At 38.0% G+C, this 17,042-nt stretch carries 11 protein-coding genes; 3 read left to right on the forward strand and 8 right to left on the reverse strand.

The genetic code is table 11. The features are described 5' to 3' along the window. The first annotated feature begins 205 nt into the window (after positions 1-205). Positions 206-493: a hypothetical protein gene (locus tag HH214_RS21245; RefSeq protein ID WP_169610964.1), complete on the forward strand. Its 288-nt coding sequence runs from the start codon at positions 206-208 to the stop codon at positions 491-493. A 73-nt stretch (positions 494-566) separates the two neighbouring features. Beyond that, positions 567-851 (forward strand): hypothetical protein, encoded by a 285-nt coding sequence (locus HH214_RS21250; RefSeq protein WP_169610965.1) that lies wholly within the window; start codon positions 567-569, stop codon positions 849-851. Positions 852-1,153: 302 nt separating this feature from the next. Here the strand turns inward: HH214_RS21250 and HH214_RS21255 are convergent, their stop codons facing one another. Next, the gene (locus HH214_RS21255; RefSeq protein WP_169610966.1) at positions 1,154-2,971 is read right to left on the reverse strand and encodes a glycoside hydrolase family 15 protein; all 1,818 of its coding nucleotides are present in this window, start codon (positions 2,969-2,971) and stop codon (positions 1,154-1,156) included. A 326-nt stretch (positions 2,972-3,297) separates the two neighbouring features. On the opposite strand from HH214_RS21255, the gene HH214_RS21260 reads away from it, so the two are divergent. Beyond that, the gene (locus HH214_RS21260) at positions 3,298-5,532 is read left to right on the forward strand and encodes an ATP-binding protein (RefSeq protein WP_169610967.1); all 2,235 of its coding nucleotides are present in this window, start codon (positions 3,298-3,300) and stop codon (positions 5,530-5,532) included. 150 nt (positions 5,533-5,682) lie between these two features. Here HH214_RS21260 and HH214_RS21265 read toward each other — a convergent pair whose 3' ends face one another. The 7 genes from HH214_RS21265 to HH214_RS21295 form a co-directional block, all read right to left on the reverse strand. Then, positions 5,683-8,802: an efflux RND transporter permease subunit gene (locus HH214_RS21265; RefSeq protein WP_169610968.1), complete on the reverse strand. Its 3,120-nt coding sequence runs from the start codon at positions 8,800-8,802 to the stop codon at positions 5,683-5,685. 12 nt (positions 8,803-8,814) lie between these two features. Continuing rightward, complete coding sequence (locus HH214_RS21270) at positions 8,815-9,873, reverse strand: efflux RND transporter periplasmic adaptor subunit (RefSeq protein WP_169610969.1); 1,059 nt, start codon at positions 9,871-9,873, stop codon at positions 8,815-8,817. Positions 9,874-9,881: 8 nt separating this feature from the next. Then, positions 9,882-11,213, reverse strand: coding sequence for a TolC family protein (locus HH214_RS21275; RefSeq protein WP_169610970.1), 1,332 nt, complete (start codon positions 11,211-11,213; stop codon positions 9,882-9,884). Between the two features lie 360 nt (positions 11,214-11,573). Next, positions 11,574-12,332 carry a LytR/AlgR family response regulator transcription factor gene (locus HH214_RS21280; protein ID WP_169610971.1) on the reverse strand — a complete coding sequence of 253 codons (759 nt, stop codon included), beginning with the start codon at positions 12,330-12,332 and terminating at the stop codon, positions 11,574-11,576. Continuing rightward, on the reverse strand, positions 12,313-12,948 hold the full coding sequence (locus HH214_RS22190) for a sensor histidine kinase (protein ID WP_248282169.1): 636 nt from the start codon (positions 12,946-12,948) through the stop codon (positions 12,313-12,315). Before HH214_RS22190 ends, HH214_RS21280 begins: the two co-directional genes overlap by 20 nt. Positions 12,949-13,513: 565 nt before the next feature. Next, complete coding sequence (locus HH214_RS21290; RefSeq protein ID WP_169610973.1) at positions 13,514-14,410, reverse strand: omptin family outer membrane protease; 897 nt, start codon at positions 14,408-14,410, stop codon at positions 13,514-13,516. Between the two features lie 65 nt (positions 14,411-14,475). Beyond that, positions 14,476-16,296: a glycoside hydrolase family 30 beta sandwich domain-containing protein gene (locus tag HH214_RS21295; RefSeq protein ID WP_169610974.1), complete on the reverse strand. Its 1,821-nt coding sequence runs from the start codon at positions 16,294-16,296 to the stop codon at positions 14,476-14,478. Positions 16,297-17,042: the final 746 nt, after the last annotated feature.

The raw sequence follows: 17,042 nt of genomic DNA on the forward strand, positions 1-17,042 counted from the left end.
GGAATGCAAAATCTATTACAATTTGTATTTATTAAAATGCGACCTTGATGAAGTGAGACGGTTAAATTTTTTCAAAATTTAATACTCAACTGCAAGCTTTTAAACTACCATTTAGAGTGGTGTATGAATCAAAGTTTCTGTTGATAGAAAAAAACCAAAATCAAAAATACGTTGTTGGAGAATTTAATCTATAATTAAAAATAGTATGAGCAGCGAATCAGCAACAACACACGATCACAAAAAAATACAACAATGGGCAGAAAAACGCGGTGGTGTACCTGCCAAAATTAAAAACACAGGTAAAAGTGAAGAGTCCGGCGTACTGCGTATTCATTTTCCTGAACATAGCCATAACGACAGCTTTGAAGAAATTACTTGGGATGAATTTTTTGAAAACTTTGATGAAAATAATTTAGACCTACTTTACCAAGATAAGAAGGCGGATGCTGAAACCAGCACCTTTCACAAGTTTGTAGAAAGAAAAAAGAAGTAACTTCTTACCTAATTGCTTGGTAAATAATAGTAGTACTATCAAGATTAGTAAAGAGGCACAATAATTATTATATATGGACAGCTATAAAATTGTATTAGAAGAAGAGGGAATAAAACGGGAGTTAGACGTAACACCTGAACAGCAAGCAAAAGGTTCAAAAAGCCGGAATGCTAATTATAGCCTTTCTGAAAAGGGTAAAAATTTAGGACGTTTAGTATTTAAAAATGGTAAATATCATTATGAAGGTGACGAAAAGTTTTCGCCAGATGATATCCACCTCATCACTTTATCAATTACCAACAACCAAAAAGAGATGGTGATTGACAGTGAAGAGGATAATATAGAGGACGAAAAATAGTAAAAAAACTTAAGCTTTAATAACGAACGCTCTGGCTCGCACATTATTTGTGTACTTTTATTATTCAAATGCAAAGAATGTAATTCAAGCAAACAGAAGTGTGTATTCAATGTTGAACCATAAACAGAGTATCTGTTTCCATTTATAATCTTTTATATTATGTCACTCATCATATCTATTCCTGCTGTAATCATAATACTTGCAGTAGCTGTATTTTTAGTATTCAGAAAAAAAGGAGGCAGCAGGTATACTAACAACGAGTAGATTATCAAACTGTACGCTTACTGCCTCAAACTCATAAGTTACAGCAAGCGGCCTACTTGTTTATCTACTTCCAATGCTGCGCTAATCAAAGCCAAATGTGTGAACGCCTGTGGAAAGTTGCCCAAATGTTCACCTGACCTACTTAATTCTTCACTAAATAACCCGAGATGATTAGCATAGCCACGCATTTTTTCAAAATTCTCTATAGCACGATCTATCTGACCACTCTTGGCTAACGCTTCAATAAACCAGAAGGAACACATATTAAAGGTACCCTCCTCACCTTCTAAACCATCAATTTTTTCAATAGAATTTTGATAACGGTAAATCAGCACATCGAGCCGGAGTTTTTGATCAATTACCTCCATAGTAGATAACCACCGTGGTTCATTAGGTGCAATAAAGTGCAGTAAAGGCATTAATAAAGCACTTGCATCAACCACATTAGCTCCTTTGTATTGTACCCAAGCTTTTAAATTCTCATTCCAAAAGTTATGGTAAATATCATTATAAATCTCATCGCGAGTATTTTTCCAATCCATTTCCGGGAACGGAAATGAACGGTGCTCTGCAATTTTAATAGCTCTATCCATAGCCACCCAACACATCAGCCGGGTATGTAGAAATTCTTTTTTATCATTCCTGATCTCCCATATACCATGATCGGGCAATCGCCAGCTTTCTATAACTACTTCCACAAACTGTGAAACTACCGACCAGAACTCATAAGTAATAGGCTTATAGGATTTATTGTAAATGTAAATGGTGTCTATCAACTCGCCATAAATATCTATTTGCAACTGATCTCTGGCGGCATTGCCTATCCTCACTGGTTTTGAACCTTTGTAACCATCCAGATGCTCTAATTCTTTCTCATGTAAATCGGTATGGCCATCAATACCATAAATAAGCTGCAACTTGCTTTCTTTACTTACTTTCAGTATCCATTGTAAAAAATCAGTTGCCTCTTCATAAAAGCCTAATCGTAAAAAAGCATACATAGTGAAAGCCGCATCCCTGATCCAGGTATAGCGGTAATCCCAGTTACGGTTACCGCCAATAGCTTCAGGCAAACCAAAAGTTGCCGCTGCTACAACAGAGCCAAACTGGTGTGAGGTAAGCAGCTTCAGCGTGATAGCCGAACGGAAAATCAACTCTCCCCATCGTCCACGGTAAGTTGATTTACTCACCCATTTACGCCAGCCTAAAATGGTTTGCTCATAAGCATGTTTGGCATAATATCCTATTCCTTTAAAAGCATCCTCCTGTCCTACTTCTACCGATTCTAACACTATATGAACTGTATTCGATTCATGTATGGTAAACTCTGCATAACCATCCTCATCCACTATTTGCAACGGCACATCGGCTATCAGGCGCAGCTTGGCATTTCCATCATTTTGAGCAGTAAATATGATTTGGTCACCTTTAAGTTCGCTCTTATGCTCATTTTGCGCATACTTAAAGCGAGGTGAACAATGCATTTTAAAAGTGATTGATCCTCGTATGGCGATTACTTTTCTGACGATTGTACTGGTGCAATCTTTATCATCAACATTTAGCGGCATGAAATCAATAATTTCTGCAATACCAGCATCAGAAAAAAATCGGGTTAATAGGATGGCGGTACCTGGCAGATACATTTGCTTGCTCTTGAAGTCACTCATCTGTGGCTCAATGCCGAAATAACCGCCTTGTTGAGCATCCAGCATGGACGCAAAAATAGTAGGTGAATCAAAACGTGGGAAAGACATAAAATCTATAGAACCGTTTAAAGATACCAGTGCTACAGTTTTTAGGTCTCCTATAATACCATAATTTTCAATAGGCTGATAGGGTCGAAATTGATGTTGCATTAAAGGTTAACAGTAAAAATTACTTCTTGTTGCCCGATGAGTAATGGGTAGCATAATCTTTACAAGACTATTTTATAAATTTAACCGTTTTTACGTATGCGGTTAAAGTATAAAATTTAAAAAAAGAAACTATTTATGCAAACTAATAAGCTACAGCATTGGTATAAATATTGCAAAACGCAATAGGCATAAACTTAAAATAAATACTGCACAGTTTACATCAACCTATAACGTTGGTATTATCATGTAAACTGACAATCTTACATTTTATACTATTAATTTTACATTAAAGCTTCCCTTTTTAATATTAGCACATTCAATAATATATGTTTCAAGTCGATCTGACCAACTGTGACCGCGAGCCGATTCACATTCCTGGAAAAATTCAATCTCATGGCTTTTTGGTTGCAGTTAATTCAAGCTATAAAATTGCATTCTGTAGCGAAAACATTTACTCCTTCCTTGGTGCTGAAGCAGCCACATTGTTGGGTAAAGAGATTGAAACATTAGAAATGTTCTTACAGGAAGCACAACCGGGCTTTATCCGGCAAGCCATAGGTTTTGCTAAGCGAAGAAATGAGTTCAGACCATCTAACCCATATGCGGTAGAGGTAAAAGGGCAAGAATTTAACTTGATACTTAGTCAAAGTGCAAGTTTCTATGTACTGGAATTTGAGCCGGAGATTTCAGATTTACAAAGTAACTTACAACAGGCTGTTGGCCGTTCCTTATCTGAGATGCTGGCTGACAAAAGTCTTTCTTTATTATTAACTAATGCAGCTAAGCAAATACGGGAAATTATTTGCTACGATCGTGTAATGGTTTACCAGTTCCATAAAGATGGACATGGTGAAGTTGTGGCAGAGGACAAAGAAAATAGCCTTGAATCTTGGATTGGCTTACATTATCCTGCCTCTGACATTCCGAAGCAAGCGCGTGAACTATATAAGCTAAACCTAACACGTTTAATTGCTGATGTACAGCAAGAGCCATCTGCAGTTATTACTTTACCAGAACACGTGCAAGAGTCTTTGGATATGACGTGCAATGCATTACGGGCAGTTTCACCTATTCATATTCAATATCTAAAAAATATGGGTGTTGCCTCTAGTTTCAGCGTATCCATATTACATCAGAATGAGTTATGGGGTTTAGTTGCTTGTCACAATTATACGCCACGGTTTATCAACTACCAGCAGCGTGAATCAGCCCGACTTGTGGGACAAGTTCTCTCCTCAGCTTTAAGCTTTAGGCAGCATGAAGAAGATCAGCAAAGTACCTACAAACGCAGAGATGCCATTGAGGGCATTACCCGTTTGCTGCTAAGAAATATACCGGTAGAAGAAGCTTTGTTAAAGCACGAAGTAACTTTGCAGGATACTGTATCTTCTGGCGGAGCGGCCTTACTGTACGAAAACAAATTAAGCATAATAGGTTCGGTACCTGATGAAAGCTTCGTAGAGCAACTGATTAGCTGGTTGGGCGATCAAATGCAAGACGACGTTTTTGAAACCAACCAACTGCCCCAAATTTATCCTTTAGCAGAAAAGTATAAAGATGTAGCCAGCGGCTTATTGGCTTGCAAATTATCAAAAGAACTTAAAGAATATTTAATATGGTTTCGGCCTGAAGTAATCACAACAGTAAATTGGGCCGGTAATCCGCAGAAACCGGGAGAATATGATGCTAACAACATTTTGCACATTTCTCCGCGTACCTCTTTTGAAGTTTGGAAAGAACAAGTTACGGGTACTTCACCAACCTGGACTAATGATGATATTAAAGCAGCTCAGCAATTACGTGATGAGGTAAATTATGCCATTAGCCGTAAAGCTACCGAGCTGCGGGTATTAAACGAGAAGCTGCGTGAAGCCTACGCTGAATTAGATACATTCAGCTATACTATTTCACATGATCTCAAAAATCCACTAACAACAATTAAAAGCTACTCACAACTTATTGGAAGGCAATCAGATTTAGAACCTAAAATAAAAAACATGGCAATGCGCATTCAACAAGGCGCAGACAAGATGCAAGCCATGATAGAAGAGGTTTTGCAATACTCTCGTGTAGGGCAATCTAAAATACAGATTAAAGCTATTAATATGCTGAAAATGCTGGATGACTTGCGCCATGATCTTCTTGTTGCTTCCGAAAACCCTAACCTTGAATTGAATATTGGGAACACGCCTGAAATTCAAGGAGAGGAAATGATGATATTTCAGGTATTTTCTAATTTGCTTAGCAATGCTGTAAAATATTCTAAAAACGCTGATCAACCTGTTGTTACGGTAAGTGGTTCTACCAAAGACGACATTATAACTTATGAAGTTGCGGATAACGGCATAGGCATACCTGACTATGAACACGAAAAGATTTTTGAGTTATTTTCCCGCGCTGAAGATGCTAATACATTCGAGGGTACAGGCGTAGGTTTAGCTATTGTTAGGCGCATACTGGAAAAACATCATGGCAAAATTTGGTTGGAAAGTGAACCAGGTAAAGGCTCCCACTTTTATGTAAGCTTTAAAAGGTATGAGGCCGCACAGCTGCTAAACTAATGTATTTAAACATTTGAAAATTTCAAGCCTGCTTGTAAATTAAGTAATTTTCGTACAAAATCAGCTTAACATATAAAAGCCGGATAAGGTAGCTTAACTGTCGATGTGCTACCTTATCCGGCTTTCTATATATATGAAGGTTGATTTTTATTAAATGGTACTCAAATTAGCTTTCGATTGCTTGTTGTTTTGAAATCTGCCTTTCAGCTTCTCTATAATCAGGTACATGGATGGTACTACAAAAAGAGTTAGTATCATGGAGCTGGTCAGACCGCCAATAATTACCCAAGCCATACCGTTCTTAATTTCAGAACCGGCTCCACTAGCCAATGCGATAGGCAACATACCCAAAATCATAGCCAATGTAGTCATCAAAATTGGGCGTAAACGTTCTTTACCAGCCTCAACTAAAGCTTCTTCAACAGGCCGTCCCTGCTCTTTTAAGTGGTTAGTAAAATCTACTATCAGAATTGCATTTTTAGATACTAAGCCTAACAGCATAATCACACCAATTATTGAAAAAATATTGAGTGTTTCCATACTCAACGCTAAAGCTAGTAAAGCTCCAATCAAGGCCACCGGTATAGAAAACAATACCACAAAGGGATAAATTGTACTTTCATATAAAGCTACCATAACCAGGTACACCAATACGATTGCCGTAATCAGCGCTAATCCTAAGCTTCCGAAAGCATCGGCCTGGTTTTTGGCATCGCCCAAGTACTCGATAGAAACACCTTCGGGCAATTGGATTTGCTGTGCCTTAGTTTTGATGTCAGATACGATAGTACCACTCGGTCTGCCGGCAACGTTAGCATTTACCGTAATTGAATTTAACCGGTCGCTCCGCTCTAATACGCTTTCGCCAATACCCTGCTTTACTTCTGCAAACTGGCTGAGTACAAAACTTTGTCCGTCGCCATTTACAAAGGGTAGGCTTCTTACGTTATTGATATTTGACCGATTATATTCATCCAAGCTGATTAAGATGTCGTATTCATTTCCAGATTGCTTGAACTTGCTTTTATCATTACCGCTAAATGCATTCTGCAAAGCACCGCCTACCTGCGCTGCATTCAAGCCAAGAACTGTCATTTTCTCGCGATCTAGCTTAATTTCCACCTGGGGTTTAGGGTCCTTTACGGATAGTTTAACAAACTGAGTTCCGGGTACGCTGGCTACAACTTTCTCGTACTGTTCAGCAACCGAACGTACATCTTTTAAGTTTACGCCCTTAACAGCGATCTGGATTGGTGCTTGGTTGGCTGTTCCAGTAATAGAAGTTGGCGATGCAGTTACTTTTACGCCAGGAATTACAGCACTTAGTTTACGCTGCATCATAATTCCAAAATCAGTGGCTGTAATATTGCGGCGTTCTTTATCAACCAGCGTAACGGTGATTTCTGCCAAGTTAGCATTGTTTCCAGCACCCGCAACGCCCCCACTTACAAACCCAATACTTGAAAATACTTTTTCTACTTCAGGCCTGGCCATAATCATTTTTTCTACTTGCTGGGTAATTTGGTTAGTTTGGTAAATGGAGGCTGATGGAGCTAGTTCTAGATTAATTAATAACTCACCCTGATCACCGCTTGGAATAAAAGCACCACCAACAAAGCCAGCACCAACCAACGCAAAAGAGCCGATAATAAGCAGAATTACACCTGAAAGTAGCCAACGCTTTTTATGCAATACCACATGAAGCCAGCTACCGTATGTAGCTGTAGTAACATCAATAACATGTTCAAAACCGAGGTTCAATTTACCCCACAAGGTATTAGGGTCTAATTTTTCTAGCCTGCCGAATCTACTAGCTAATAGCGGGGTAATGGTAAATGATACGAATAAACTCATCAGGGTAGAGAATACCACTACCAAAGAAAACTCGCGTAATAATTGTCCAATTGTTCCACCAGCAAGTGCTAGCGGCAAAAACACTACTACGTCAACTAATGTAATGGCTATAGCTGTAAAGCCGATTTCGCTACGGCCTTCTATGGCAGCTTTTACCCGGTCTGAGCCCATTTCCAAGTGCCGGTATATATTTTCCAGTACCACAATAGAGTCATCCACCAGGATACCTACCACCAACGACATGGCCATCAGCGTCATCAAGTTCAGTGAAAAACCTAATAGGTGCATAGCAATAAAGGTGGGAATAATAGAAGATGGTAAAGCCACCATCACAAACATAGAACTACGAAAGCTGTGCAAAAAAGCCATCATTACCACACCTACAATAACTACCGCCAAGAACAAGTCTTCCATTACTGCATCTGCCGACTTCAGGGTGTAAGTGGATTGGTCTGACGAAACAGTAAACTTCAGGTCCTCACTGGTATACTGCATTTCCATCTGCGCGAAAGCGGCCTTAACCTGCTTACTTACATTTACCGCATTGGCATCAGATTGCTTAACGATTTGAATACCGATAGATGGCAACCCATTAATGTGGTTGATAGCTGTAGTTTTAGCGGTAGCATCTACCACCTCAGCCACATCTTTCAGGTAAATACTGCCACCACCCAGCTGCTGCCTTACAATAAGATTGCGAATCTGATCAAGCGAGTTTACATTGGCATCGTACTGAATGGATAACTGCTGGTTACGGGTTTCAATACTCCCTGCTGGAAACGACTGGTTAGCATTATTTACCGCATTAGTTACATCGGCTATGCTCATGCCATAAGCCTGTAGCTTGCCTTGGTCAATATTAACTTGAATTTCGCGCTCATCACCACCAATGATGGTCACCTGTCCTACACCTGCAACGTTCTGTAATATTGGGCGAAGTTGTTTATCAACAAAATCATATAACTGTTTAGAAGCCTGCTTGGAGGTAACCCCTGCCCTAATAACGGGGGCTTCTTCCAAATTCACTTTATTTACTATCGGACGATCAATATTGTCTGGCAAGTTATTTTGTGCCTGATCGGCCTTACGTTGTATGTTAGCTTCACCTTCATCAATGTTTGTTCCGTTTTTAAATTGTATGATAATTTGCGATACCCCCTGCTGTGAGGTTGAGCTAATCTTATCAAGCCCTTCAACCGAAGCAAAAGCATCCTCCAGCTTTTTGGTTACAGAAGTTTCTACCTCGACTGCCGATGCACCTGCATAAACGGTATTTACTGTCACCGTAGGTACATCCAGTTTAGGTAATAAGTTGTAATTTAAACTAAAGTATGATTCTATGCCAAACAGAATCAGTATGGTGAATATTACAACGATAAGTAAAGGCCGCTTAACGGCAATTTCTGCTATCGACATGAGTTGATCTGCTTATTTAGATACACTAACGGCACTGCCGTCTTTTAAATTAATCTGGCCGGAGGTAACTATTTGGTCTCCTGTATTCAAACCACTAACTACTTGTATTTTGCCGTTTGTTTCGGTACCGGTTTGTACGGTTTTTAGATGTACTATACCATCTTGAACTACAAACACGGAAGCATTCTTTACACTTTCGGTAAGAGCTTCGCGGGGTATCATCAGCAACTGCTGGTGTGTTGTTCTGGAAAAATCAGCATACACAAAAGTACCTGAGCGTAGTAATGATTTTTGGGTGTTATCAACTTGGATTTCTACCAGATAGTTGTGGGTTTGATCTGCCTGCGGACTGATAAAAGAAACAATTCCATTAAACACCTTACCGGGATAAACATCTGTAGTTATTTTTACTTTCTGACCCTGTACTATCTGGTACACTTCTGTTTCCGTAAGATTTACCTGTACTTTAGCTCTGGAAAGGTTAACAATAGTTGCAATTTCAGCACCGGCGTTCACTACCATTCCTTCTTCCACTTTCTTATCAGCAATAATTCCACTTGTAGGCGCTTTAATAACTGCATCACTCAAGTTCTTTTTAGCCAGATTTACCTGGTTTACGGCATCCAAATAATTCTGACGTATATCATTTACTTTTTCTTGCGTAGCCGCATTGCCTTGCAACAACTCAGTATAAGTATTTAAATCGCCACGCAATTTGGACGCATTAGTTTGAGCTTTCTGAACATCTAACTGTAGCGCACGGGTATCGGTATAAGTCAGCACTTGCCCTGCCTGTACATGATCCCCAAGGTTAAAGCGTAAGTTGTGTAAGGTGCCACCAGTTGCCGCAACCGCTTTTACTTCTTTAAATGGAGTCAGGTTACCAGTCTTCATAATGTTGATTTCCAGTGTTTGCTCTTCTGCTGTTGCTACTTTCACCGGAATTTTAACATTGCCTGTCTGCACTGGCTTGTTTTTCTCGTTGATTTCTTTTTTATTAACCGCCAGCTTATAAGCTATCAGTGCTACAAGAATGACAACAACCAGCCAAATAATGTATTTACTTTTCATGTAAGGATTTATAGAGAAGAATAAAATGTCTTTAACGTTCCTGCGGCTTTTTCAAGATCCATTCTGGCCAGCAGAAAATTATATAATGAATTAAGATAGTTGTTCTGTGCTTCTTTCAACGAATTCTGTGAATTCAACCAATCGGTTAGGTCAGTTGTACCTTTTTGATATTGTAAGTTTGTAACTGCAAACACGGATTTTGCCAGTTCAATATTTCGCTTGTTGTTATCAATATCACCTTGCTGCTTAATCAGCTTGGTACGAGCATTTTCAAACTCTACCTGGTATTTACCTTCATTCAGCTTCAGTGTTTCAACTGCATTTAATCGTTTATACTTAGCCTGATTATATTGCGCATTTCGCTTAAAAAAATCAAGTATTGGAAAGTTAAGCTTCAAGCCTACAATTGCAAATGGTATTTGGTTTGATAAGGCCGGGCCCAGGTAATTAGCAAACCCGGTTGAACCATATCGGGCAAATGCCGTTAGTTTTGGGTAAATACCCGCCTTAATACGACTTTCATCTATGGAATAAAGCTTTACATCCAGTTCTGACAGTTTGTAATCTGTACGTTTACTTGCTAAAAATGAAGCGCTATCTGCCATAGGAACCAAACTGAACTCTGTGCTGGCAGCAGTACTATCTACGGGCAGGCTACCTGATATAGGATAACCCATCTCATACTTGAGCTGATTTTCGGCAAGTGCCAAGTTACTTTCAGCCACCCGGGTTTGCGACAACGAATTGTTATAATCTACCGTAACTTTATCCAGATCTTTTTGCAACGTAACACCCTTTTTTACCTGCAAGCCAAGAATCTCCATCTGTTTACGGTAGTTCTCCTGATCGCTACGTTGTAGTGCCAGTTGTTCACGGTAAACAAAAATTTGGTAGTAAGCTGTACTAATATTGTAAATGATATTTTCATCATTTTGCTGCTGATTTAGTTCAGCTTGCTGTTTATTGTACTTGTTTGCTTTAAGCCCATTAAGTAATGACTGGTCATAAAGCGTTTGATCCAGCTGTGCAGTAGCAGTAGTGTTAAACTTTTTGGTGAAAGCTACACGAATATCTGTAGGGCTGAATATACCAGCCGGAATAACCGTTACTTGTGGCTTTAGGTTATTATCAAGTTCACCATTTAAGCTTACGGAAGGCAAATAGGCCGCTAACGCCTCCTTTGCCCTAGCATCAGCCGCCTTTTTTTCATTGGCATATACTACGTTGCTGCGATTGTTTTTCAAGCCATACTCAATGCATGATTTCAGTGTCCAAGTGGACTGCGCTGAAGTGCATAGGGGTACAATGGCAAGAAGCGTAAAAAAAAGTTTTATTCTCATATAATATTGCACAAAGCACATAGGAACAACCTTTAATATGAATAATGGAGATTAGCCGGCCGATTCCTGATACGAAAGTAGATTAATAGGAGTTTATGTTGCTTCTTAATTGAACGAAATGCACAAATAAAGATTTGGAATGCGCAAAAGCAAGTTTGAAGTGGCGTGTTATAATAAGTTGTTATTGCTTTAAAATGTTAACCATCGTACCTTATAATTTTTCGAACATCTATACTCACATGATCACTATGTATATAAAATTTAGCGCTTTATACATAATAAAAGCAGAAACTTGTATTGGCAAAAGCTTCGATTTGATTTATTAAAACAGTAAAGAATTTACAGGATAGACAAGCATTATTACTGTTCTAACCAGCTTAGAAAGTCTTGAGCTTTAAGACGACTTATGATAATTTTTGTAGGAGTTGCACATTGAAGTTTAACCACTAATCTGCGATTGAAATAATGTTCAATATTCTGAATTACATTACGGTTAAGGATAAACTGCCGATTAGCCCTAAAAAAATTTTGTGGGTTCAACATGGATTCCATCTGATCAATGGTACACTGCATAACATAATCATGATTATCAAACGTATGTAGGGTAACTATTCCGTTGGCCGCATATACAAAAGCAAGCTCATTAACCTTTACTGGTGTAATTTTTTCGCCATGATGTATTAAAAAAGATTGTTTGTATTTATTATCCAATTGCAATACAACCTTATTCAGGTTAGTAGTGTAAGAACTGCCAGAATAGTGTTCTTTGATACGTTTAAACTTTTGCAAGCTTCGCTCCACCATATCTTCCTCTATAGGTTTTAACAAGTAATCTATGCTGTTGGATTCAAACGCATTGATAGCATACTCGTCAAAGGCTGTACAAAAAACAACAGGTGTTTCAATCTTTATTTCCTTAAATATTTCAAAGCTAAGTCCATCACCAAGCTGTATGTCAGAAAAAATAAGGTCGGGAGCCGGGTACTCACGAAACCACTTGATAGCAGCCGCAACAGACGTCAGGATATCAACAATAATAATTTCAGGATCAATGTTCTCTAATGTAGCCTTAAGGTCTTTAGCCGTGCGCAGCTCGTCTTCAATGATAATAATGTTCATAGCTAATTAGTGGTAAAATGACCGTGAAAGTTCCATTAGCCTTATTAATGTTGATTTCTTTGTTAAACAACAAGCGAAACCTATCATTGATATTTTGCAAACCTAATCCGGTACTTTCAACCGGAGATTTTTTAGGCTGAAGAGTGTTTTCAATAATAAGTTCCTGTTTATCATTTACATGAATGAGAATACCGAGCGGCATATCGGGCGAAACGATGTTATGTTTTATTGCATTTTCAACCAAAAGCTGAATAGATAACGGTGGAATCAAGCAATTGTGGTAATTGTCGGGTACCTCAATAGTAATATCAAGTGAACCTTCAAAACGCTGATGAAGAATATACAGGTATGATCGGATAAACTTCAGCTCTTCAGAAAGTTTAGTTACCTGATGATTGTTAAAATTGAGCAGGTAACGATAAACATGGGACAGCTGTACTACAAAGTTTTTAGTGTCACTTTCGTGCGTGATGGTTTTTAAAGTACTTAGTGAATTAAATAAAAAATGGGGGCTAATTTGCTGCTGTAAGGAAATAAGCTGTGCACGTAGATGAGCTTGCTTGAACTGCTCGTTTTCCAACTTTGTTTTTTGCAGAATCTCATTAGTAAAAATCATGTTAAACACGCTATAACAGATTAAACTGAGAAAAAGTGATCCAATTGCATGCTTAATAAAATCGGCAAGCGTTTTTTTAAACACCATTTCAGGAAGCAAGAAGCGAGCCGGCACATAGGTGCCCACCAAATAGCTTAGCATAAAAGCAACTAAAAGAGTAAAGATAATACTAATTAGTGCTCGCGTACTTCCACTAACTTTTGCCAGTTTATGAAGTAAAAAGTAGCTATGAGTGAACCAACATATTGTAATATAAAAAGCTAGCGATAATGTATAAACAACGTATTGTGAAACATTAATCAGCTGAAAATCGCCAAACCTCATCAGCAGAGTACCAACTGCCAAAATTCCGATAAGCGTAAAACACCACTTTAGCTGATAAGCTTGAGACATACACAAAAATAACTACTCAGTTTGATGTACTGCAAATACAAGAAGTTACCTGTACAAATTAGAGCTTGAAGTGTACATTTTCGCTATTAAAGAACATTCTTGATAGCACCTATAGTTTACCAAAGAAAAGTCGGGAACAGTAATAATTACACGTTATACGACTAGTAACTTTTTAGAAATGCACAGTTGTCCCCAACATGAAACTTTTAAGCTGTTTATCTACTCCATTGAGCTGTGTTGTGCGAGTACTTCCAAAGTCAAGATATAGATTATCAACACCAGTTCCGGTTTGTGCCTTGCTGTATGCTCCTGTAACAAACAAAGACAAATAATGATTAAACTGGTAGGTGCAAGTTAAAGATGCACCTAAATCAAAGCCATTAGCATGTTGCTCAAAGCTTACGGGATGCTGGAAAGCATCTATTAAGTTCCAGTCGGCTGAAGCATGGTATTTCAATTGGCTGTACCTTAAAATGCCTCGAACATTCACTTTAGAAAAAATTTGGTAAACAGCAGATAGACCTATTAATCCACCCTTCCATTGAGTTTGGTATATGGAACGAAGATTTTTCTGGCCGGAAACATCTTCTGCATGTTGCAACAAAAACAAGTATTCTTTACTCGTAGTATATCCGGCAAAAGCAGATAATGTAAACTTATTCAATAACAAAATTTGGTAGCCTGTATAAATACGATAATCAATTAGATGGCCTTCATCACTATCTAATAACGCATTGTAAGTTTGCATCTCGCGGTTATCATTAGCATAATCAGCATCAGTAGCATGGCCTGCTTTAACAAAGCATTTTGCATATTCACCTGCTAAAAACCATTTATTGGTAACATTAATTTGCAATTGAGGGTTGAGCAAAGTACCACTTACCGAATGCCATTTAAGCTCAGAATAAATATTTGGTGACTGACCATTTGCATTACCAGCAATAGCCCAATGCAAGTTAGCAGACTCGTAACCGCCAGCTAGTGTTAAATCAACTAAAGGTACCCCGCTTTGTGCTTGTACAGAAGACCAACTTAAAATAAGAGCAACAACAGGTAAAAGTATTTTCATAGATAACAAAAAGGTTAATCAACTTTAAACTTTTTAAAGCTGATTAACTATTATTTTAAAAAAACTTATTGATTAACCCCAAAAGCTTCCCATCCTGATATAGATGTACGATTGCAGGTCATGGCTTGCGTACCATTTTCGGAAGATACATATTTGTCATTGTTTCCTCTTAACGATATTTTGCCATCTGCATTTACCATCCAATCAAACTTTTCCCAGTCGCTTATGGAAGTTCGATTACAAGTAATAGCTTGTGTACCGTTTTCTGAAGATACATATTTACCTTGCGATTGCAGCGCGATTTTACCATTGCCGGCATCAACCACCGTAAAAGTTTCCCAGCCAGATGCTGATGATCGATTACAGTTCATAGCCTGAGTACCATTTTCACTGCTTACATATAAATTGTTGATGCCTTTTAGGGTAACGTTTTGTCCGATAGGTATTGATGAAGAAGAAGATTGTGTACCCGACCATTTGAATGTAGCTACTGCGCCACCCGGTAAGGAATAAGTAAATGATTGGCTACCCCATTTTACTTTGAAAGATATGGTTGATGAGCCATTATTTAAAGCCAATAACACCTTAGTACCATCACTGTTTTTGAAAGCAGTTGTTTGAATGCTACCAGAGTTGTTTGAAGAAATACGTACCGCATCAGGACGAACAAACTTTGATGCATGTGAAATGATGTAATAACCTACATTTCGGGTAACTGAGCTACCGTTAATAGTAAGTGCACCTTTAGAATTGGTACTTCCGCCAGCCGTATGAGGCCCAGAATTAGGATCGCTGGCTAAATTCCATTCTAAAGCAGTTCGTGCCCAGTTGTTCATAGAACCTATAACAACATTTTGAACATGCCAGGATAAATCGCCCGCAAAGCTACCGTTAGATCCAGTATATTGCTCTGTAAAATATACATTTTTACCTGTAGCATTTTTCACTGTAGTTAAGGCTGATATATCACCTGCATACAAGTGAAACGCCGAACCATCAACATAAGAACTATTGCTAGCTACATAAGTCGGAAAGTCGGTGTTATCGCAGTTGTGATCATAGCATATAATTTTACAATTAAATCCTGCTCCACGCAACTTAGGCCCTATGTAATCATTAATTAATCCAAGTTCATTTTCCTTAGTAAGCGTCATGCTAGGTTCATTGTTAGCATTTAAGGGTTCATTTTGCGGTGTTATAGCCCAAATAGTTATACCTTGCGCCTTCATGGCATTCATGTAATCCAGCCAATACTGACCGTAACTTTCATAATTTTCTGCTTTAAGTGTACCACCGGTAAAAGAACCATTAGTTTTCATCCACATCGGGGCCGACCATGGTGTAGCTAAAACTTTTATACTTGAATTGATAGCCAATATCTTTTTTAAAATCGGTATAGTGTAGGTTAAGTCTGGACCAGATAAGCTGAACGATGCTCCGTCTCGATAAGAGTATGAGTATTCACTTAAATCAGTTGCACCAATACCAATACGAACAATAGATAATCCTACGCCACTTGATGCATTAAATAATTCAGTAAGCAAAGAGCTTTGTGCCGAAGCAGACATGCCGCTGATTAACTTGGCGCTACCTTCAGTTAATGTAAAACCAAAACCATCAATACCCTGGTAGGTAGTGCCTTCGTTTACAGTAATAGTAGTGTTGTTGGTACCCGCATCGGCAGCAAAAGTTACATTGCCTTGCTGTTGCAAAAGCTTGCTTTGGTCGCCGGTAGTCATCCAAATACTCACTGATTCGTTGGCACGTGCAATAGTTGAGTTGTTATCGTCCGTTCCGGTTGGTGAGCTATGGATATCTTTTTTACAGGAATACAACGCTAAAAGCGCTGTTGTAATTGAAAACAGTAAATAAAGCTTTCTTCTCATAAAATGATTTTTAGTTGGTTGTTAATTAATGTGTAGGTCTGATTAGTTAGAAAGGAACTGCTTTTGTTTAAGTCATAGATTTCTGGTGATTAGGTAAATAATTAATTAAATAATCAGAATATCGAACCACACGATTGTAGATTCAACATTAGGTTATTTTGAAATGCAGGTAATGATTGTACAAACAAACTTAGCCAGCCTGCTGATATCGCATTTTTGTTAATTAATAGGTAAAATTGGTTCCGTTAAAGAAGCAAAAAGGATGTTGCTAGCTGTTAACTAAAAGCAAACTTATCAAAATATAGAGGAGAAAATCAAGTGCATTTATGAAGTAAATCACTAATATTTTAAGTGGTAATAAATATTAAAACGCATAAATACCAAGCTAAAAATTCAACACAATTAACTGTATTTGAATAACATATCATAAATACCCAAAAGATTTATATTGAAATACTAATACGCTTATTTCCTAATAAACTTTTTTCATCTTTTTGCTTTTTCATCTCAGCTATATCTAGTTTCTTAATGATTAAATGACAGCTAAAGCATTTGCCTTTTGAATAAATAAGACCTTCATATCACATCAAACAGCATTTTAATGAACTTTGGGCTTATTTATGGGCCTTGATAAATTTCTGCTTTTTGTTGAGGGTTTTAAAAATTTACTTAGAACAGTTCTATTTGGACATCTTTGAGAGTAATTGGTTAAACGCCCTTTTAGATAAGCTACTGTGCTAAATAGT

The sequence above is a fragment of the Mucilaginibacter robiniae genome (assembly GCF_012849215.1).
Lineage (GTDB): Bacteria > Bacteroidota > Bacteroidia > Sphingobacteriales > Sphingobacteriaceae > Mucilaginibacter > Mucilaginibacter robiniae.